This window comes from Micromonospora sp. NRRL B-16802 (assembly GCF_001279555.1).
Lineage (GTDB): Bacteria > Actinomycetota > Actinomycetes > Mycobacteriales > Micromonosporaceae > Micromonospora > Micromonospora profundi.
The window spans coordinates 18983-37576 of sequence record NZ_LGEB01000086.1 but is presented as its reverse complement, the minus strand read 5'-3'; the positions used below and the strand labels follow the sequence as shown (position 1 = coordinate 37576).

21 protein-coding genes are annotated in these 18594 nt (G+C 70.4%); 7 read left to right on the top strand and 14 right to left on the bottom strand.

Annotation, left to right across the window (positions count from 1 at the left end; genetic code table 11):
* The first annotated feature begins 37 nt into the window (after positions 1-37).
* Together rfaE2 and ADK66_RS23280 are read left to right on the top strand one after the other, a co-directional pair.
* Positions 38-2035: a D-glycero-beta-D-manno-heptose 1-phosphate adenylyltransferase gene (gene rfaE2, locus ADK66_RS23285; protein ID WP_231640161.1), complete on the top strand. Its 1998-nt coding sequence runs from the start codon at positions 38-40 to the stop codon at positions 2033-2035.
* Entirely contained in the window at positions 2032-2910 is an 879-nt protein-coding gene (locus ADK66_RS23280; protein WP_053658792.1) for a glycosyltransferase family 2 protein, read from the top strand. Before rfaE2 ends, ADK66_RS23280 begins: the two co-directional genes overlap by 4 nt.
* Here the strand turns inward: ADK66_RS23280 and ADK66_RS23275 are convergent, their stop codons facing one another.
* Genes ADK66_RS23275 through ADK66_RS23265 form a run of 3 tightly spaced genes read right to left on the bottom strand, consistent with a single transcriptional unit; the run spans position 2911 to position 5074 of the window.
* The gene (locus ADK66_RS23275) at positions 2911-4014 is read right to left on the bottom strand and encodes a glycosyltransferase family 9 protein (RefSeq protein ID WP_053658790.1); all 1104 of its coding nucleotides are present in this window, start codon (positions 4012-4014) and stop codon (positions 2911-2913) included. It abuts the gene before it with no gap.
* Positions 4015-4022: 8 nt separating this feature from the next.
* Complete coding sequence (locus tag ADK66_RS23270) at positions 4023-4571, bottom strand: Hsp20/alpha crystallin family protein (RefSeq protein WP_053658788.1); 549 nt, start codon at positions 4569-4571, stop codon at positions 4023-4025.
* Positions 4568-5074 (bottom strand): DUF2231 domain-containing protein, encoded by a 507-nt coding sequence (locus ADK66_RS23265; RefSeq protein ID WP_053658785.1) that lies wholly within the window; start codon positions 5072-5074, stop codon positions 4568-4570. Before ADK66_RS23265 ends, ADK66_RS23270 begins: the two co-directional genes overlap by 4 nt.
* Positions 5075-5237: 163 nt before the next feature.
* On the opposite strand from ADK66_RS23265, the gene ADK66_RS23260 reads away from it, so the two are divergent.
* Positions 5238-5855 (top strand): pyridoxamine 5'-phosphate oxidase family protein, encoded by a 618-nt coding sequence (locus tag ADK66_RS23260; protein WP_053658783.1) that lies wholly within the window; start codon positions 5238-5240, stop codon positions 5853-5855.
* Positions 5856-5928: 73 nt separating this feature from the next.
* Here ADK66_RS23260 and ADK66_RS23255 read toward each other — a convergent pair whose 3' ends face one another.
* On the bottom strand, positions 5929-6471 hold the full coding sequence (locus ADK66_RS23255; protein WP_231640160.1) for a DUF4240 domain-containing protein: 543 nt from the start codon (positions 6469-6471) through the stop codon (positions 5929-5931).
* Positions 6472-6520: 49 nt separating this feature from the next.
* Entirely contained in the window at positions 6521-6919 is a 399-nt protein-coding gene (locus tag ADK66_RS23250; protein WP_053658780.1) for a VOC family protein, read from the bottom strand.
* 129 nt (positions 6920-7048) lie between these two features.
* Between ADK66_RS23250 and ADK66_RS23245 the strand changes: the two genes are divergently transcribed.
* On the top strand, positions 7049-7711 hold the full coding sequence (locus ADK66_RS23245; RefSeq protein WP_053658778.1) for a class I SAM-dependent methyltransferase: 663 nt from the start codon (positions 7049-7051) through the stop codon (positions 7709-7711).
* Positions 7712-7997: 286 nt separating this feature from the next.
* Here the strand turns inward: ADK66_RS23245 and ADK66_RS23240 are convergent, their stop codons facing one another.
* The 9 genes from ADK66_RS23240 to ADK66_RS23200 form a co-directional block, all read right to left on the bottom strand.
* On the bottom strand, positions 7998-8543 hold the full coding sequence (locus ADK66_RS23240) for a DUF3105 domain-containing protein (RefSeq protein WP_157552856.1): 546 nt from the start codon (positions 8541-8543) through the stop codon (positions 7998-8000).
* Complete coding sequence (locus tag ADK66_RS23235) at positions 8540-9787, bottom strand: hypothetical protein (RefSeq protein ID WP_053658774.1); 1248 nt, start codon at positions 9785-9787, stop codon at positions 8540-8542. The genes ADK66_RS23240 and ADK66_RS23235 overlap by 4 nt, the downstream gene beginning before the upstream one ends.
* A 188-nt stretch (positions 9788-9975) precedes the next feature.
* A complete protein-coding gene (locus ADK66_RS23230) occupies positions 9976-11121 on the bottom strand; it encodes a ThiF family adenylyltransferase (protein WP_053658772.1) in 1146 nt (381 codons plus the stop codon).
* 38 nt (positions 11122-11159) lie between these two features.
* Positions 11160-11696 carry a S26 family signal peptidase gene (locus ADK66_RS23225; protein ID WP_053658770.1) on the bottom strand — a complete coding sequence of 179 codons (537 nt, stop codon included), beginning with the start codon at positions 11694-11696 and terminating at the stop codon, positions 11160-11162.
* A complete protein-coding gene (locus tag ADK66_RS23220) occupies positions 11696-12250 on the bottom strand; it encodes a MauE/DoxX family redox-associated membrane protein (RefSeq protein ID WP_053658767.1) in 555 nt (184 codons plus the stop codon). The genes ADK66_RS23225 and ADK66_RS23220 overlap by 1 nt, the downstream gene beginning before the upstream one ends.
* A gap of 3 nt (positions 12251-12253) precedes the next feature.
* Positions 12254-14095: an ABC transporter ATP-binding protein gene (locus tag ADK66_RS23215; RefSeq protein WP_053658766.1), complete on the bottom strand. Its 1842-nt coding sequence runs from the start codon at positions 14093-14095 to the stop codon at positions 12254-12256.
* A 28-nt stretch (positions 14096-14123) separates the two neighbouring features.
* The gene (locus ADK66_RS23210; protein WP_082377619.1) at positions 14124-14672 is read right to left on the bottom strand and encodes a redoxin domain-containing protein; all 549 of its coding nucleotides are present in this window, start codon (positions 14670-14672) and stop codon (positions 14124-14126) included.
* Between the two features lie 662 nt (positions 14673-15334).
* Entirely contained in the window at positions 15335-15766 is a 432-nt protein-coding gene (locus ADK66_RS23205) for an Atu4866 domain-containing protein (protein ID WP_053658762.1), read from the bottom strand.
* A 1-nt stretch (position 15767) separates the two neighbouring features.
* Complete coding sequence (locus tag ADK66_RS23200) at positions 15768-16490, bottom strand: SDR family oxidoreductase (RefSeq protein ID WP_053658760.1); 723 nt, start codon at positions 16488-16490, stop codon at positions 15768-15770.
* A gap of 96 nt (positions 16491-16586) precedes the next feature.
* Between ADK66_RS23200 and ADK66_RS23195 the strand changes: the two genes are divergently transcribed.
* The 3 genes from ADK66_RS23195 (at position 16587) to ADK66_RS23185 (ending at position 18408) form a co-directional block, all read left to right on the top strand.
* On the top strand, positions 16587-17438 hold the full coding sequence (locus ADK66_RS23195; protein ID WP_053658758.1) for a helix-turn-helix transcriptional regulator: 852 nt from the start codon (positions 16587-16589) through the stop codon (positions 17436-17438).
* Positions 17439-17489: 51 nt separating this feature from the next.
* On the top strand, positions 17490-17984 hold the full coding sequence (locus ADK66_RS23190) for a GNAT family N-acetyltransferase (protein ID WP_053658757.1): 495 nt from the start codon (positions 17490-17492) through the stop codon (positions 17982-17984).
* Positions 17985-18114: 130 nt separating this feature from the next.
* Positions 18115-18408: a DUF1330 domain-containing protein gene (locus ADK66_RS23185; RefSeq protein WP_053658755.1), complete on the top strand. Its 294-nt coding sequence runs from the start codon at positions 18115-18117 to the stop codon at positions 18406-18408.
* Positions 18409-18594 lie beyond the last annotated feature (186 nt).

The following is an 18594-nucleotide window of genomic DNA, read 5'->3' as shown; positions in this document are numbered from 1 at the left end:
AGGTTTGGCCCGGAGGGCGTTGGGGACCCGGGGAGGCATGGCAGGAGCAGCAGCGGAACAGCGCCGGCTCGCGACCGTCGTGGAGAGCTGGCTCGGGCGCCCGGTCCTGATCGTCGGCGACGCCATGCTTGACGAGTGGCGGTTCGCCGACTCCGATCGGCTCTGCCGGGAGGCGCCCGCACCGGTCCTCACCCTGCGACGGCGGATCTCCGCGGCGGGCGGGGCCGCGAACACCGCGGTCAACGTCGCCACCCTCGGCGGACGGGCGGTATTGGTGGCCCCCGTGGGCGCCGACGTGGCAGGCGACGAACTGCACGACTGTCTGGACCGCGCGGGCGTCTGGGACCGTACGGTAAGCCAGCCCGGCCGCCCCACACCCGTGAAGCGGCGGATGCTGGCAGGTAATCAGATCCTGCTCCGGGAGGACTCCGGCGACCCGGACGACGCGCTGGACCCGGACGGGGTGTCCCGGCTGCTCACGGCGCTTGACTGCGCCACCGAGGAGCTGCGGGCAGCCGCCGGCGGGGAGGCGCCGACCCTCGTGGTCTGCGACTACGGTCTGGGTGCCCTGCCCGCGCCGGTCCGCGCGTGGCTGGTCGCGCAGCGGGAGCGGTACGCCACCGTCGCGCTCGACGCTCACGACCTCGCCGACTGGCGGGGCCTCGCACCGACGGTTGTCACTCCCAGCTTCGCGGAGGCGACGAGGCTGCTGGCCCGTGCCGGCGGCGCGTCCCGCCCGACGGGCGGCACGGACCTGCACCTGGAACACCCCGACAGCGACCCGACCGACGGTCCCTCCGAACTGACCGTCGGCGCGGCCCCGGGCGGAACCCACACCGACAGCACAGCCCACACCGACGGAGCCGCCCACACCGACAGCGCCGCTCAGACCGACGGCACCGCGCCGGGCTTCGTCCGAGCCGATGCCCCCGGCCGAGCGGCGGGGATCAGCGCCGACCGCCCCGGCCCGGTGGGCGAACCCACAGCGAGCGAGGGCCGGGTGGCGTTCACCGGCGACGGGCTCAGCGTCACCGGCACCGGTGTCACTGTGAACACCGAGGCCGGGGCGGGCGTGGACCGGGCGGTGCTCGCCGAGTCGCGCCTGGCCGAGTTGCACGCGCACACCGGCGCCGACGTGGTCGCGGTGACCCTGGACACCGAGGGCGCTGTGGTCGGCGGCGCCGACGGCGAGCGGCGGCGCAGCCACAGCACCCCGGTCCCGGCGAGCCACGCCGTGGGCGCCGGGGACGCGTACCTGGCGGCGATGACGCTGGCCCTGGCCGCCGACGCGCCGCTGCCCACCGCCGCGCAACTCGCCCAGCTCGCGGCCACCATCACCGTGTCCGACACCGGCACCTGCGTGTGCCTGCGCGACGACCTGCTCGCCGCCCTCGACATGCGGCCGGTGACCGGCGGGCATCCGGCGCTCGTCGGCACCGACGAACTCGACGCCATAGTGGCCGCGCATCGCGAGGCGGGACGGTCGGTGGTGTTCACGAACGGCTGCTTCGACGTGCTGCACCGTGGGCACGTGCGCTACCTGGAACAGGCCCGTGCCCTCGGCGACCTGCTCATCGTGGCTGTCAACTCCGACGGCAGCGTCCGTCGCCTGAAGGGGCCGGACCGGCCGGTCAACCCCGTGGAGGACCGGGGCGCACTGCTCGCCGCGCTGTCCTGCGTGGACCACGTGGTGATCTTCGAGGAGGACTCGCCCGCCGCGCTGATCGAGGCCGTCCGGCCGGACGTGTACGTAAAGGGCGGCGACTATCCGCCGGAGCTGGTGCCGGAGGCGCCACTGGTACGCCGGCTCGGTGGCCAGGTGCGGACCCTCGGGTACGTGCCGGACCGGTCCACGTCGGCGATCATCGAGCGGATCCGGTCACACAGCCAGGACCTGTCGTCGCAGGCCACGGACCCGGAGCCCGACGCGGTGTCCCGCGCCCAGGCCAGCAGGCCCGACACGTCGTTGAGCACCGGGACGCAACCGGCGAGCGCGCCGCCGACGGGCAGCAGCATGACCACCCGACCGTCGTGAACCGGCCCCTCGACCTCGGCACCGCCGCGTCGTTCCGCACCGACCGGCTTGTCGACGTGCTGATCCCGACACGTAACCGGCCCGCCGAGCTGGCGGTCACCCTGGCCGGGCTCGCCGCCCAGAACGGGGTGCCCGCCTTCGGGGTGGTGGTCAGCGACCAGTCCGACGGGGAGCCGGCGTACGCCCACCCTGCGGCGGCCACAATGGTCCGGGCGCTGCGCCACGGGGGTCACCCGGTGCTGCTGACCCGCCGCCTGCCCCGGCGCGGGTTGGCCGAGCACCGCGCGTACCTGCTCGCCGCGTCGACTGCCAGGTACGTGCTCAGCCTCGACGACGACGTCTGGCTGGAACCGGGGGCGCTGCACCGGTTGGTCACCGCGATCGAGGAGTTGGGCTGCGGCTTCGTCGGCAACGGGGTGCACGGGCTGTCGTACACCGACGACGTACGGCCGGACGCGCACGGGCACTACGAGGAGTGGGCCGGCCCGCCGACGCCGGAGCGGATCCGGCCGGGCACCGCCCAGTGGGACCGTGCGCGTATCCACTCGGCGGCCAACCTGCTGCACATCACCGCCAAGCTGGCGCTGCCGCCTGGCGCGTGGCGGGCGTACAAGGTGTCCTGGATCGGCGGGTGCGTCCTCTACGACAGGGCGAAGCTCGTCGCGTCCGGTGGGTTCGACTTCTGGCGACGGGTGCAGGAGAAACACCAGGGCGAGGACGTGGCGGCCCAGCTCGCGGTGCTGGCCCGGTACGGCGGGGCGGGCGTCCTGCCGAGCGGCGCGTACCACCTGGAGTCCCCGACCACTGTCACCGAGCGGGACGTGGAGGCGTGGGAGGTCGTCCTCGCCGACGAGGACGCCCCGCAGCCGGCCTGACTACGGCGTGAGCAGTTCGCGGGCGGCCTCCAGCACCTCGGCCACCGGCACGTCGGTGACGAACGAGTCCCGGTGCGGGCACTCGCCGTCGCCGGGCCGGTGCGGGTAGATGCCGGGCGTGCAGTCGACGCCGCAGACCGGGCAGTGCACCATCCAGGAACAGATCGGCCGGTGCCGACCGCGCAGCGGGTTCGCCGTGTTGATCAGGTTGCCGACCCAGAAGATGCCCACCGTGGGGGTGCCCACGGCGGCGGCCAGGTGCAGCGGCCCGGTGTCGTTGGAGACGACGAGCGCGCAGTCGGCGTACCCGCCGGCCAGCCCACCGAGGCTGAGCGTGCCGACCTGCGGCCGGACCGGCACGCCCGCCGCCGCGACCACCCGGTCCACCACCTCCCGCTCGGACGGCGTACCTGTGACAAGCACCTCGTAGCCGTCGCCGTGCAGCTCGCGGGCCACCTCGGCGAAGCGTTCGGTCGGCCAGCGGCGGCGGGTGTCGGTGGCGCCCGGGTGCAGCGCCACGCGGGGACGGTCCGCCGGGCCGAGCACCCGGGCCGCCTCGGCCCGGTCGGCGTCGGTGACGGCGAGCGTCGGTACGACAGTGGTGGCGGGGGCACCGACCAGTGCCACCACCTCCAGGTAGCGGATCACCTCGTGCTGGTAGTAGACGTAGCGGATCCACCGGTCCAGCGGCGGGGCGTCCTCGGCGCGCAACCCGACGGTGACCCGGGCTCCGAGGCGGCTCATCAAGGGGTTGGAATTGGCGCCACCCCCGTGGATCTGCACCGCCAGGTCGAAGCCGGTGGCCGCCGCCGCCAGGAAGTCGTCAATCGACGACTCTGGTTCGTCGGGCTCCGGGGAGCGGATGCCGGGCGCGGGCGGCACCACAAGCACCCTGTCGACAGGGCCGGGCCGGTCACGCCAGAGCTTCGCGTGCCACGGCGCTCCGAGCAGCACGATCTCCGCCGAGGGGTACGCGGCGCGCAGCGCGTCAAGCGCTGGAAGGGCGAAGATGAAGTCACCGAGCGCGTTGGCCCGCAGCACCGCGATCCGCCGCACGTCGGGGACGAGCCCGGCCGTCGGGCCGAGCAGGGACGGGGTGACCACGCCGGCTGCTACGGCCGGTCGATCTCGCCGACGGTGTCCGGGTGGTGCAGCTCCCGGTCCGCTGCGGGATCGGCAGGCATCGGCGTACCCCCGGATTGGACTGTGGAGCGCGGTCCGGTGCGGCCGACGGTGATGGTGCGCGGCGTGGCCCGTGCCGCCCGGGGCAGGCGGACCCGCAGCAGCCCGTGGTCCATCACCGCGTCGATGCCGTCGGGGTCGACGCGGGAGGGCAGGTCGACGCGGTACTCGAACCCGCGGGTCTCGAAGCCGCCGGGGATGCCCTGGTCGGCGTTGACCTCCGCCTCGGAGCGGGCGCGCACGCACAGCTCCCGGTCGTCGAGCTCGACGGCCACCTCCTCGGGTGCCACGCCGGGCAGCCGGACGACGACCTCCCAGCCGTCGGACGTCTCGCTCAGCTCGACGTCTGATGCTCCGGCCCGGCCGCCCACCAGCCGGCTCAACTCGGAGCGCAACGACTGCAACTCGCCCATCGGGTCCCAGCCCTGCTGCCGGCTCCGCCATCCCCTGCTGAAGCCGCCGGGCTGCTGCTCACTCATCGCGCCTCTCCGATCCGCTGGGCGGCCGTGGGAGGCCGCAGTGAGCTGGGCGCGTCCAGATTCGCGTCACGGTCGACGCCCACACCGAGCCGGTCGACCAGCTCACCGCCGAGCCAGGCGCTGATCCCGAGGATCGCCACCGCGACCACCTCGACGACGAGCAACGCGCCGCCGGCGGCGCGGGAGTCGGCGTTGAGCCGGACCACCCAGATCGCGGCGAAGAGCAGGATCACCGCGACGTTGGCCCCGGCGTGCAGCAACGCCACCCGCTTGGCGCGGGTGCCGGTCGGGATCGCCAGCAGGTCGAACGTGCCGGCCGCCGCGGCCAGCAGGCCGCCGATCAGGCCGACGGTGATGTTCCAGTACGCGACCTCGCCGAGCAGGTCGGGACCGCCGACAGTGTCGACGATGTCGAACAGCACCGCTGTGACAAGCAGCGCGACCGGGAACATGACCAGCATCGGATGGACCGGGTGGCCCAGCACCTTGAGTCGGCTCTCCATCTCCCGGCCTCCACTGGTCGGCGTGCTGCGGACGGTACGTGCGGCGGGCGCGTCGGATGAGGCCGTACCCCCGGCGACGGGGGACAAACCTCCCGCTGGTCAAGCCTTAGGCTGGCGAGGGGTGTGGCCCCGCCACCCCTGTCAACGGCTGGGGGAGGAACACGTGACGGTGGAGATCACTTCGCACGAGGAGTTACGCGAACTGCTCGGAGCGCCGCACCCGCGGGCCGCCAACAAGGATCGTGTCCGGTTGCACGAGCGGGACCGGCAGTGGCTCGCCGCCTCGCCGTTCTGCCTGGTGGCCACGGCCGGCGCGGACGGCACCTGCGACGTCTCCCCCAAGGGCGACCCTGCCGGCTTCGCCCTGGTGTTGGACGACGTGACGATCGCGCTGCCCGAGCGGCCGGGCAACAAGCGCGCGGACGGCTACCGCAACATCCTGGACAACCCGCACGTCGGGCTGCTCTTCATGATCCCCGGGCGGACCGACACGTTGCGGATCAACGGTCGCGCCACGCTGGTGCGGGACGCGGCGTGGTTCGACGACATGGTGGTCAAGGGGCATCGGCCGGTGCTCGCCGTGGTGGTGGAGATCGAGCAGATCTTCTACCACTGCGCGAAGGCGTTCCTGCGGTCGTCGCTGTGGCAGCCGGAGACCTGGCAGCCCGACGTGTTGCCAGCCCGTGCGCGCCTCATCAAGGAGGTCGAGGCGCCCGCAGAGAGCCTGGAAGAGCTGGAACGACACTACGGCCCGGAGTACGTCAGGACGATCTACTCCTGACGCGGGTGCCCGGGGTGGCACCCGCACTGCCCCGGCAGCCCTCCGCGCATTGCCGCCGAACGCCGTCGTGCCGTCAGGTCGACCAGCCGGCGGGGTTGCCGAATGACTCCCGGGAGATGCCGGAGCCGGTCTGCGGCCAACCGCCGAACCGGTCGTTGTGCAGGTGGGCGAAGAAATAACACATGCTCTCGCAGTCGGCGTCTTCCAGAGCAAGAGCAGGATTGACGCGGACGGCCTCGTAGTAGGCCCGGCCGAGGGCGACGATGAAGCCGCGGCAGTAGAGGAAGCCGTCGTCCGAGCCGTCGGTCACCTCGTGGATGTCCTCCCGGTCGATGTCGTGCAGCTTGCGCTCCACCACCCGGTCGAGGTCGGTCAACTCCTGCGCCGACAACTCGTCGCTGAGGGCGCCGAGGCGGGCGAGGAACGGGGCCAGCCAGTCGTCGATCGCGTAGAACCGCACGTCATCCTCCCCGTCGGGATCACGCTCGACGATGGCTCGGCGCAGCGCCAGCGCCTCCGCGTCGAGCCCGGCCCACGCCGACTCGATGAGCGCCCACAGTCGGGCCTCGTCGGCGGCGGTAGGCAACATGCCTGTGGCATCGGTGGTCACTGTCACGACCGGACCGTATCCGGCACCACCGACAGTCCTGCCTGGGCCTGGCCGGCTACTCAGCGGACACCATCCACAGGTGACCGTCCGGGTCGGCGAAGGCCCCCGCGTACCCCCAGGGTTGTGCTGCCGGCTCGGTGACCACCTCGGCGCCGGCGGCGCGGGCCCGCTCGACGATCGCGTCCGCGTCAGCGGGAGACGCGACGCCGAGGCTGAGCACGCACTCACTCTGGCCCCGCGCGGCGACCTCGTGCGAGCCGATCACCCAGCCGAAGCCGCCGGTCGGGACGAGCATCAGCCGCAACCCGTCGTTGACCACGAACTGCAACGGCTCCGGAAGGCCGTCGTCGGCCAACTCCCCCACCGCCTCCAGGCCGAGGCCGTCGGAGTAGAAGCGGTGTGCGGTCGCGCGGTCGGCGACGGGCAGGCTGACGGTCACGGGGGCGTACGTCATGGAATCGGCTCCAGGATGTCCGGCGGATGGTCTCTCCAGGATGGATGTCGTCGGAGACACGATCTCATCGGCGCGGGCTCGGATCGGACCCGACGTCGCGCCACTGGTCGTCGGTCTAGCGTGGCCGTCATGAGCGAGGACGGCTGGCTGGCGGACACCCGCACCTCCTACGACACGGTCGCCGACAGTTACGCGGACCTGCTGCGCGGCCTCCTGGCCGAAGCGCCCTACGAACGGGCTGCCTTCGCCCTGTTCGCTGACCTCGTCCGGGCCGCCGGTGACGGGCCGGTCGCCGATGTCGGCTGCGGGCCGGGGCGCATCACCGCCCATCTGCACGACCTCGGCCTGGACGCCTTCGGCATCGACCTGTCACCCGGGATGATCGACGTCGCCAGACGGGACCACCCCGGTCTCCGGTTCGAGGTGGGCTCCATGACCGACCTCGATCTGGACGACGGCTCGATCGCCGGGCTGGTGGCGTGGTACTCGCTGATCCACATCCCCGACGACACGATCGGCGCGGTCCTCGCGCAGTTCCGGAGGGTGTTGCGTCCCGGCGGCCCGCTGCTGCTCGGGTTCCATGTCGGCGACGAGACCACTCTCAAGACCCAGGGGTACGGCGGCCATCCCATGAAAATCCACGTCCACCGCCGCCAGCCAGCCCAATTGGCGGCCTGGCTGCACGACGCCGGGTTCACCGTCGAGGCGCAGACGACAGTCGTCTCACCGGAGAGCCGGCTCGGTGGCATCGTGTTCGCGCGCCGCCAACCCGGGCGGCCGCATCAACCCTGAGGGCGTCGGGGTCCCTGGCGGCCAGCCCGGGAGGTTGCACCCGCTGTGCGCCCATATCGACCCTGGCCGCCGTGGTGCCGGAGGAAGGGCTACGCGAGCCCGGCGATCTGCGCCCGCCACCACTCGTCGATCATGTCGACAGCGTTGGAGGGCAGCCGGAGACAGACCCATTGCCTTCCACCCGCATGCCAGGACTTTTCGCTACGGGTGGCGACGTGCCGCACCAGGTCGCCTCGGTTCCCGCACTTCCGCACGCCCTGCGCCCCGGCGGCCCGCTGCGGCTCCGCTACCTCGGCTCTCGCCGTCGGATGACCTCGCCGACGAAGTCCGCTGCCGCCGCCGCGTCGTACGTCGGCTGCCGTTGCAGGCAACCCCAGGCGGTCAGCACCACGCCGCCCCGGACGGCCGGATGCGGCGCGAGCAGCAGACTTCTCGGGTTTGCGTGGACGAGCCGCCGCATCTGCGCGACGACCTCGACCGGGGTGTCCGGCGCGTACAGCAGGGCGACCTGGCCCTGCTCCAGCGCGTGCAACGTCAGTCCATCCGGAATGGGCCTGTCGTAGGCGCCCGGCGCCAGGCTGAACGGGAAGTGCGGGCCGGAGGTCGGGGGCTGCGACGAGTACCGGACCGAGGCGGCCTCCGCCTGCGATATGTGCGGGCTCTCCAGCACAGGTACGGTCTCGCCGGCCGGACACGGTCGTGGGCCCGCGTCGGCCTCCGAACGGGCCCCGGACCCGAACAGGGTTCCTCCCGTGAACAGGGTGGCCACCAGCGCCCCGATCGCCGACATCGTCGCCGTCCGCCACCACCAGCGGTGCGGGTGCAAACTCACAGCAGCGCTCCCATCCGTCGCAACCGGCGCTCACGCAAGGCGATGACGACCGGCGCGATCAGGCCGAAGACCAGGTAAATCAGCACGACCAACGACTCCCAGAAGGCGACCGAGGCGGGCGAGAACGCACTGAGGTTCGCCAGCACCCAGGCGCCCATCGCGATGGCGAACGGCACAGCGAAGGTCACGGCCATCCACCACATCACCACGATTCCGGCCAGGTACACGAGGCCGAACCAGCGTGCGACGGCCCGATCGCGCGGTCCGATCGCGTCCAGTTCGACGCGCTCGTCGTCGGTCAGGCGCCAGAGCCGCCACTTGGTGGTCAGCACCGTGGCGCGGTAAAGGTTGTGGCACTTCAGCGCGTTGGCCAGGACGGCGTACCCGTCGCTGCGCAGGAACACCCCCGCCCACTGCCAGACGACGCTGAAGATCAGATAGAGGATGACCACCCGCAGCAGCCGGTCCAGTGCGGCGGGCATCGTCGTCACGCCGACGATGTGGGCGTACCGCAGCGCCAGCACGAGCGCGAGCACCGTCACGTCGAACGCCATGCCCGCCAGGAAGGGGCCGTAACGAGCCCGCCGGCCAATGGTGAGGAGCTGGCTGAGGTCGGTCTCGAAGACGAGGTAGATGCCGCGTCGGCTGACGCGGAACGCCGCGGGTATGCCCACCGCACGACCGGCGAGCCAGTGCCAGATCTCGTGCAGGGCTGCCAACGCGAAACCGATCGGCACGTAGAGGAGCACCGCCAGCAGGGGGTCGGTGAGCCACCAGATGTGATCGTAGGAGGGCCGCAGCGCCGGCTCGGTCGCCAGCATGGCCACGGAGGCGGCAGCGGCCCCCGCGTACAGCAGCCAGGCCGGCCAGCCGAAGAACACCCGGGCCACCCGTGGGCTGACGCCCTCGATCCAGCGGATCGTGCCCCGGGGCGCCCCGGTCGATCCGGACGTCTCCGACGCGCCGTCGCCGCGGACATCGTCGAGTAGGCCCGCCGCGGCAAGGCCGTCGAGGAAGTCGGCGCCGTCCACTGCCGTTCCGGCCGCCGTGCTGGCCCGGTCGGTGGCCGCCGCGATCGAACTACCCGCCTGCAACGCGCGGACGAACACCGCTCCCGGCTCGGGCACCGCGACGTACACGCCGAGGTCGTGCCGGCCGAGGGTGAACTCGTCGCCCTCCTGCGCGACCATGAGCAGCCGTACCGCTGCCGGCACGCCGACCGCCAACACCGGCGATCCGTCCATCGCGAACTCCTCGCCTCGCAGCGGACGGCCCGGGTCGCAAGACTTCCCAGGCCGTCCGTGTCCTGTCGTTCACAGCCGATCCGGTCAGCTGTCGGTGGGGCCGCCAACAATCACGGTGACTCGCACACTCTCGATCCGTCGGATCTCGATCTTCATTTCGCCTCCTCTCCACGGTCCTTCGAACACGGTCAGCTGCCCACGATCGCCTCCGTGCGTGGAGAGCTGTTGGTTTGTGGGTTCGCGCACTCACACTCGTCCTGGCGCTGCCAGGCAGTCGTTCGCATCGCACAACCGGCGGCGAAGTCGATCTCGAGCGGGTTGCCGGCGTACGCGGGCGGCTCGAACCGGGTGAGGTAACGGAGCACCTCGAACGCGGACAACGAACCGAGCAGCCCGGCCACCGGGCCGATCCCACGATTGCTCCGCGGCTTGGTGCGGAACAGGTCGGCAGCGGTGAACGCGACAGCGGCGTCACCGCTGGCCGCGTCGCGGCTCTGGTTCGCCATCGTCCGGGCGCAGGCTCGGCATGCGCTGTTACCGGGGTCGACCGACCAGACGATGCCCTGGGTGACCCAGATCCCGGCCCGCACATACGGTATGCCCCGCACCACGCACGCGGTGTTCACCCAGTCGTCGATCCCGTCCGGGCTGTCCACCCCCGACAGGACGACGTCCGGGCCTGCCACGTCAAGCAGCCGGAGCACGTCCGCAACTCCGTCGATGCTCGCCTCGACCGAGCGGACGTCGATGCTGGGATCGAACGCCCGCACCCAGGCGGCGGCCCGCTCCACCTTGCTCTTCCCGACGTCGTCCCACCGGTAGAGGTACTGCCGGGCGAAGTTGCGCGGCTCGACGACGTCACGGTCCGTCACGGTGAGGCGGCCCACGCCCAGGCCGCACAGGTGCGGGATGGTGTTCGAGTTGAGGCCGCCCGTGCCCAGCACCAGGACATGGGAACGGGTCAGCCGCTCCTGGAAGTCCTCCCTGCTCCGCGCCAGGGTGGCGAACGACTCGAAGAACGCGAGGTTCGAGTAATACCGACCGGTGGCGCTGTCCCCCAGCCGCCCCAGCCGCGCCCCGTTCTCGAGCAGGCCATAGCCGTCGAACGTTTCGATCGCCGCGAGCACGTCGTCGACCGGCACGTCGCGCCCGCAGCGGTCGGACAGGGCACGGGCCAACGTCTCGGGAGTACGCCCGCCTTCCCGTAGCAGGTCGAGCAGGGCCTCCACGCTACCGTCGTGGTCAGTGACGATGAACGAGTCGCGGAAGTCGTAGACGATCTGGACGTCTGCTCCGGAGCGTTCCCAGACGACCCCCTTCAACTGCGGCAACATGCGCTGGCCCTCCCGGGTTGCAATCGACTCACTGGCCACTACGCCGTCCCACGGTGGCGATACGTCCTCTGCCACGGGCCTTCTCCCGGGCTGTTCTCGACCAGCCTGCGGCGGCCCCGGTCCGGCAGGTGTTTCTGCACCGCGACCCCCCGCACATCGGCTCGGCGTACGTATCCGAAGTGGCGCGAGTCGTGGCTGGAGCGGCGGTTGTCGCCGTACACCACGAGGCAGCCGGCGGGCACCGTCTGGTCGTTCCACCCCAACTCCGGTGGGACCGGCTCGCCGGGTACCGCGACGACCCTCTTGATCAGCCACGTCGTGGCCAGGTCGGTGGCAGCACCGCCTGCGTTCGCCGACGCCTCCTCGTGCCTTTTCGGATGCGCGAAGACGACGATCATGTCCGCGCGGATCGCGCGCAGCGGCATCTTCCGAACCAGGATCGTGTCGCCGTCGTTCAAGCTCGGATGCATGCTGCCGCCAGTGACGGTGATCATCACGAGCTGACGGCGTGCGACCCACACCGCTGCGCCGCCCAGCAGCGCCAGCGCGCTGATCAGCCCCGCTACCGCTGCCATCAGAACCGCCCCCGGCCGGGGGTCGCGTCCACTCGCCGCAGGTCCACGAGGTCGTCCATGAAGACGAGAAGTGCCACAGCCACAAGCGCCAGCAGCGTCACGGGCAGCAGGTCGACCCACGCCGGCGTCCGATCCGGCCCGGCGGTGGCCGCCAGGACTCCGGCGGCACAGACCGCCATCAGGAAGCCGTTGCGGTACAGGTGCCGTATTCCGAGACGGCCGGAGCGGAAACCGAAGCAGTGGCAACGGGCACCGACCCCGGACCGTACGGTGCGGAGGATCGCCGCGCTGAACACCGCGAGCAGAGCCGACCCGACGACGAACCCGACAACGGCGGTGAAGCCACTGACCAAGAGGCCGACCACTGCAATTTCGACAATGCACACCGACGCTGCTGCGGCTCGGGTCAGACCCGCCGGAACCACACGCATTGCGGCGATCTCAGACCGGAAGTCGGCGAACCGCGCCGGAGAACCGACCTTGCCGGCCGAGGAGATCAGGAAAACCAGGCCGATGGTGAGGCGACAGCCGAATTCCAGATAAGCGATTCCCATTGTTCAGCCCACCACCGCATCGGTTTCCTGATAACCCCTGGCCTGGAGTTCGAACATTCCCGCGTAGATCCCGGATCGGGCCATCAGGTCGGCGTGCGTGCCGGCCTCGGCAATCTGACCCTCGTCGAGTACGGCGACGACATCCGCCGCCTTGGCCGTCGACAGCCGGTGCGAAATCACCACCGTCGCCACCCCCTGCCACACGCCCCGTACGCGTTCCTGGATATCCGCCTCGCTGACCGCGTCGAGGCCGGTGCTCGGCTCGTCGAGGATCAACAAGTGCCGCCGTCCGCGCAGGAAAGCCCTGGCCAGCGCCAGCCGTTGCCACTGGCCACCGGAGAGGATCACGCCGGTGGCGGCGTCGTCCGCCTCCGCCGCGCTCTTGAAGAGCCGGGTCAGCAGCGTGTCGTAGCCGCGGGGAAGGGCGCTGATCGCGTCGTCCATCCCGGACAGTCGCGCGGCACCTCGAATGGCGGACAGGTCGTCCATCTGGTCGATGTCGCCGAGGCCGATGTTCTCCCGCGCGGTGAGGTCGTAGTGCATGGCGTCCTGGAACACGGCGCTTATCGCGCCGCGCAGTGCGGCCAGGTCCAGCTCCCGCAGGTCGACCCCGTCCCACAGGATCTGCCCCCGGGTCGGGTCGTAGAACCGGCACAGCAGCTTCACGAGGGTGCTCTTTCCAGTGCCGTTCCTGCCGACCAGAGCCACCGAGGCGCCCGCTGGGATCCACAGGTTGACCCCGCGCAGGATCCACGGATGAGACGGTGAGTAGCGGAACCAGACGTCCCGCAGCTCGATCCCCTCACGGAGCGTCGTGACCGGACGAGGCTGCACCGCGTGCGGCAGGTCCGGCTCGGCGGTGACGACCGACTGGAAGTGCTCGAAGGTCAGCAGGTCCTCGTACGTCCGCGCGAGGCTTCCGGAGAGCGCTATGACGGCGGCCTGGGCCGCGCCCACCGCCGCGATGTACAACGCGACGTCACCGACGGTGGCGGTGCCGTTGATGGCGGACATCACGATCCACGCGAACCCCCCGCCGGTGCCGACGGCGCCGAGCACGCCGAGGCCGGTCAGCGTCAGCAGCTCCCGGCGGTCCTGGGTGCCGTGGAGCGCGTTGATCTGTAGACGCTCGCGACGTACGCGGCTCTTCAGATAGTCACCGATCCCGTAGAGCCGCACCTCCTTCGCGGCGCCGATACTCGTGATCAGGCCGGCGAAGAAGATCTCCCGCCGCTCCAGCGGACCCAGGTCCCACAGCAGGGCCGCCCGGCGACGGGCCAGCATGAATTCCGCAGCCGCGGCCGGCGCTGCCGACAGGGCCAGGAACGCCGCCGTCACCGGGCTGATGACGCCCACCGAGTAGAGCAACGCGGTGGTCGTCAGGACACCGCCGGCGATCGCGAGGATCCCGGACACCGCCCTGCTCGCCGTCTGGCCGGCCGTGGCCTGCGCGTACCGCAGCCGGTCCTGGAGTTCTGGGCTCTCGAACCGGGCCAGGCCGGAGAAGCGGTTGACGGCCTGGTAGAGAACGTCCTGCGCGTACAGGCTGGACCGGTAGCCGCCCAGCTTGTCGAGGAAGGACTGAAGATGGGAGGCGACTCCCATCATCAGGCCAGCGGCGACGAGACCGGCTGTCGCCCCCGCCGCGAGACCCGCGTCCCGACCTCCCACGCCGTCGACAACCGCCTTCGTCAGCCAGGCGATCGTCACCGGAAGAACGGCCTGCAGCAGAGCAGTAGCGGACTGTGCACCGAGGAGCGCGGGCCCGGCCCTCCACGCCAGGGACAGGACCGGGCCGACGCGCCGCAGGTTGGGCGAGATCCAGCTGCCCGACGTCGCTTCCATCACCGTCGCTCGACTTCCGTGTCGCAGATCAGTTCCCGGCCACGGCCGGAACAGGAAGGTCGATCTCCGCCAGTTTCGTACTGCTCTGTCGGATCGTCCCGGTTTCGTCGATCACGTAGAAGGCCGGGTACACCGAGCTGTCGAACGCCTTGATGACGTCTCGGGTGGCCGTCGGAACCACGGTGTCCACGAGTGCGGCGAGCTGGTCGCGCAACGCGTCCGCCTCCTCGCCGGAGCCGTTGACCACGCCGATGACCCGGTGTCCGGCGTACCGGCCCTGGCCGACCTCACGAATGAATTCCGGAAGGGCGATCTTGCAGCCTGCGCAGCCCGGCATGAAGAACGCCACAAGCGTGGGGCCGGCCAGGCTGTCCCGGGCGAAGGTCCCGCCGCCGAGGGTTGCCACCGCGACGTCGTCGATGCGGTGTCCCGGCTGCGTCAGACCCTCCTGACTCCCGGAGCCCGCCAGAATTTCGGTGTGCTCCCGCAGGCGCCGAATGATGCCCATCCCGAGAACGAGGTTGAACAGGGAGATAACACTCAATATCAAGACCGTGATAAGTAACGAGGTCAGCATGACTGCTTCCGATCGGGGATGAGCACTGGGCTCAAGCCGGTGGTGGGCGCGGGGCCCACCACCGGCCTGATGGCTACTTAGGGCCGCTAACGCACGTGACGGTCCGGCAGTCGCCGGAACAGACGCAGTAGCCGTTCCTGAAGGCCCACCGTGAGTAGGCCTCACACTTGCAGTCCCAGGCGGCAGCCGAGGCGGACGGCACGAAGCGCGACAGCGCCCGGTATCCGATGTTCTCGATCATTCGAATCATGTTTCACCTCCCCGATTTGTTGTGAGAAAGCGGCGCAACGGATCCCGATTGGGGACCGCAGCCGCTTTCTGCCAACCCAGACTGGCAGCGCGGTCTTGCCAAGGTTTTTCCATCCGTATGCCAGAAGGCTTCCGCCGACCGGCAGCTCACTCGCGCGCCCGCGCCCGCGCTCGTCGCCGTAGCCACCGCCGGGGCTGCGGGAGGGCTGGTGCGGTGGCAGGGCAGCCATCGCGTACCGGGCGACCTCTGCGACGGCTGGCGGGCCGAGCGGGAAGGGCTGACGGTCACGCTCACCCACCGGGAGTACGGGTCGAGGCTGAGCATCGCACCGTCCGCGCCGGACGGATATCTCGCCGCCACGGTCACTGGCACCCTCCTCGGCGCCGCCGCCGGTGTGGTGCTCGCTCCGGACTCAGGAGGAAGACCCGGTGGATCCCCGCGTGACAACGGCTTGCCGATGGGCCGCGCTGCCCTCGCGGTAGAACACGTAGCCGCCGTGGTGCAGGACGTCGCCTTCGAAGCGGCCGTCGGCGGTGAAGCCGGTGTCATCCCAATAGTCGATGTGGTCGCCGGTCACCTCGTACCGGCCGGTGTAGGCGCTGTCCCGCTGGCCACGTGCCTCGTCGTAGCGGCCGTTGGCCAGCAACTCCTGCCGGATGTGGTTGTCGGCGGTCACCCACATCCCGACGTACCCGTGGGTGATGGTTTCGGTGGTCGAGGGCCGCGCCGTTGCCTGCGCGGGTTGTGGCGTGGACGATGTCTCCGTCGCGCAGGCGGTGAGCGCCGCCGTCGCGACGATGCTGGCAACCGCCCCGGACACCTTGCGCTGCTCAACGCTGGACATGTCAGCCTCGCTGCCGGGTCGGACGGATGATGATTTCGTTGACGTCGACGTCCGCAGGCTGATCGACTGCGAACGAGATCGCCCGCGCGATGGCGTCCGGGGAGATCGAGTTCTTGCGGTATTCCCGCATCGCCTCGCGGGCGACCGGATCGCTGATCGTCTCGGCCAACTCGGACTCGACGACGCCGGGCGTGATCGTGGTGACCCGCAGGCTCGGGTCAGCCTCCAGACGCAGACCCTCGGTGATCGCCCATGCCGCGAACTTCGTCGCCGAGTACACCGCGGAAGTCGGCACCACCTCGTGGGCGCCGACGGAGGCAACGGTGATCAGATGGCCGTTGCCCTGCCGCTGGAAGACCGGCAGGACGGCGGCGATGCCGTGCAGCAGACCGCGCACGTTGACATCCAGCATCCGGTCCCACTCGTCGACAAGCAGGGCGTCGAGCCGGGACAACGGCATCAGCCCTGCGTTGTTGACGATCACGTCGACCCGCCCGAACTCGGCGACCGCGCTGTCGACGAACGCCGCGACGTCGCCGCGATCTGTCACGTCGAGCCGCCGTACCCGGATGTTGTCGTGGCGTTCGGCGAGCGCGGCGAGCCGTTCCCGCCGCCGAGCGCCCGCAACCACGTCATGCCCCTCGCCGGCCAGACGCAGCGCGACAGCCTCGCCGATCCCGCTGCTCGCACCGGTGACCAGAACTACCTTCTTCGTGGACTCCATGAATCCACCCTCCGGCCTCCGGCGGCCGTCAACCAGGGTGCGTCACACCCCCGCAGACCGTCCTGGCAGCCGGCCGTCCGTGGCTATCTTTGGCGCATGGACGGCACCAATCCACTCGGCGACTTCCTGCGCGCCCGGCGTGAAATGACAAACCCGGACGAGGTCGGAATCGTCTCGTCGGGCCGACGCCGGACGCCGGGTCTGCGGCGGGAGGAAGTCGCCCAACTGTCCGGGGTCAGCACCGATTACTACACCCGTCTGGAGCAGGGGCGGGAACAGCACCCGTCCGACCAGGTGCTGGACGCACTGGCCCGCACCCTCGGACTCGACCCCGAGGAGACGGCACACCTGCACCTGCTGACCAGGACCAGGCGCGGTCCCGTCCGCAGGAGGCGCCGTGAGACCGTCCGGCCGAGCCTGCTGCGCCTGATGGACGGCTGGCTGCACACCCCCGCACTGATCGTCGACCGCAGAATGGACATGTTGGCAGGTAACGGGTTGGGGCGTGCGCTGTTCGCCAAGGCGTTCGAGGACGACGAGCCCAACCTCGTCCGGTTCGTCTTCCTCAGCCCGGCAGCCCGTTCCTTCTATCCCCACTGGGAGCACGTCGCGCAGTCCAGCCTCGGCGCTCTGCGCGCCGCCGCCGGCGACCTGCTGAACGACGCCCGACTCACCGACCTCGTCGGGGAGCTGTCCTTGAAGAGTCCGGAGTTCCGCCACCTGTGGGCACGTCACGACGTACGGGGAAAGACCCACGAGGCGAAGGTGTTCAACCATCATGACGTCGGCGAGTTGACCCTCACCTACGACTCCCTCACCGTCGACGGCGCCGCAGGCCAGCAGCTGATCGTCTACCAGGCCGAGGCCGGCAGCCGCTCGGCGCAGGCATTGGCGCTGCTGGGAACGGTGGCCGCCGAGCTTCCCACCTCAGCACCGGTACGGCGCTAGACCGCCGAAAACGCATTGCCCGGTCTCCCGGACCTGCGGCAGCCTTCCACAATGATCAAAACTGTTGTGCTCACCGAGGACGACTGGAAGACCTGGCGGGAGCTACGGCTCGTCGCGCTGACCGAGGCGCCGTACGCCTTCGGTTCCCAACTGGCGGACTGGCAGGGCGACAACGACCGCGAGGACCGCTGGCGCGGTCGGCTGGGCATCCCCGGTTCGTACAACATGGTGGCGACGCTCGACGGGCAGCCCGTGGGGATGGCCAGCGGAGTGCCGACAGATCAGGACGGCGTCGTCGAGCTGATCTCGATGTACGTGGCACCGGCGGGCCGTGGCCGAGGTGTCGGCGACCACCTCGTACAGGCGGTCGAGCAGTGGGCTCGGCAGGTCGGCGCAGGGACGCTACGGCTGGGCGTTGTGGAGGACAACAAGCACGCCTGGGCGCTCTACCAGCGAAACGGCTTCCACGACACTGGTGAACTCGGCAGCCACATGCCCGACGGCATCCGTCGGGAGCACATCATGATCAAGAGCCTCGCCGCTTAGCGTTGCCGCGCCCAGCGGCGGCACGCACTGGCACGTGATGGCATAGCAACTCAGAGATGATGAGAAGGTGATCTCACTGGAATCTGCCTGACAGATCGCCAGATGTGCCCTTCCGAACACTGGAGGTTCCGTGGCCAAGGGCTACTGGGTCAGTGCCTACCACACCATTTCAGACCCTGAGAAGCTGGCTGCCTACAACAAGCTGGCCGGTCCGGCCGTCCAAGCCGGGGGCGGGCGGCTCCTCGCCCGTGGCGGTCGGATCGTCGCACACGACGCCGGAATCGCCGAGCGCACTGTCCTGATCGAGTTCGACAGCTTTGAGCAGGCCATCGCGGCACACGAGAGTGATGCCTACCAGGAGGCGCTGGTCGCCCTATCCGACGGCGTCGAGCGCGACTTCCGCATCATCGAAGGCATCGACTGACCGGAGGCTCAGTCGGCTCGGCGTTCGACTCCACCGCCGGCAGACCGCCAGCCGCTCGGCGGCCTGTGTCGGCGACAGGTTGACGTTCACCACTAGCTCCAGAAGGCGTCTGATGATTGGCATCAGGCGGTGGTCGGCAATGCCCCTGTCGTGGTGGACAAACGAACGGGCGAGGCGCCCTTTTGC

Excerpts from the sequence above, each read along its gene's own strand:
- ADK66_RS23210 (WP_082377619.1), bottom strand. The coding sequence starts at position 14,672 with ATGCTGACCTCGTTACTTATCACGGTCTTGATATTGAGTGTTATCTCC.
- ADK66_RS23270 (WP_053658788.1), bottom strand. The coding sequence starts at position 4,571 with ATGAGTGAGCAGCAGCCCGGCGGCTTCAGCAGGGGATGGCGGAGCCGG.
- ADK66_RS23265 (WP_053658785.1), bottom strand. The coding sequence starts at position 5,074 with ATGGAGAGCCGACTCAAGGTGCTGGGCCACCCGGTCCATCCGATGCTG.
- rfaE2 (WP_231640161.1), top strand. The coding sequence starts at position 38 with ATGGCAGGAGCAGCAGCGGAACAGCGCCGGCTCGCGACCGTCGTGGAG.
- ADK66_RS23205 (WP_053658762.1), bottom strand. The coding sequence starts at position 15,766 with ATGTCCAGCGTTGAGCAGCGCAAGGTGTCCGGGGCGGTTGCCAGCATC.
- ADK66_RS23190 (WP_053658757.1), top strand. The coding sequence starts at position 17,490 with ATGATCAAAACTGTTGTGCTCACCGAGGACGACTGGAAGACCTGGCGG.
- ADK66_RS23200 (WP_053658760.1), bottom strand. The coding sequence starts at position 16,490 with ATGGAGTCCACGAAGAAGGTAGTTCTGGTCACCGGTGCGAGCAGCGGG.
- ADK66_RS23225 (WP_053658770.1), bottom strand. The coding sequence starts at position 11,696 with ATGGCAGCGGTAGCGGGGCTGATCAGCGCGCTGGCGCTGCTGGGCGGC.
- ADK66_RS23220 (WP_053658767.1), bottom strand. The coding sequence starts at position 12,250 with ATGGGAATCGCTTATCTGGAATTCGGCTGTCGCCTCACCATCGGCCTG.
- ADK66_RS23250 (WP_053658780.1), bottom strand. The coding sequence starts at position 6,919 with ATGACGTACGCCCCCGTGACCGTCAGCCTGCCCGTCGCCGACCGCGCG.
- ADK66_RS23230 (WP_053658772.1), bottom strand. The coding sequence starts at position 11,121 with ATGTTGCCGCAGTTGAAGGGGGTCGTCTGGGAACGCTCCGGAGCAGAC.
- ADK66_RS23215 (WP_053658766.1), bottom strand. The coding sequence starts at position 14,095 with ATGGAAGCGACGTCGGGCAGCTGGATCTCGCCCAACCTGCGGCGCGTC.
- ADK66_RS23235 (WP_053658774.1), bottom strand. The coding sequence starts at position 9,787 with ATGGACGGATCGCCGGTGTTGGCGGTCGGCGTGCCGGCAGCGGTACGG.
- ADK66_RS23195 (WP_053658758.1), top strand. The coding sequence starts at position 16,587 with ATGGACGGCACCAATCCACTCGGCGACTTCCTGCGCGCCCGGCGTGAA.
- ADK66_RS23245 (WP_053658778.1), top strand. The coding sequence starts at position 7,049 with ATGAGCGAGGACGGCTGGCTGGCGGACACCCGCACCTCCTACGACACG.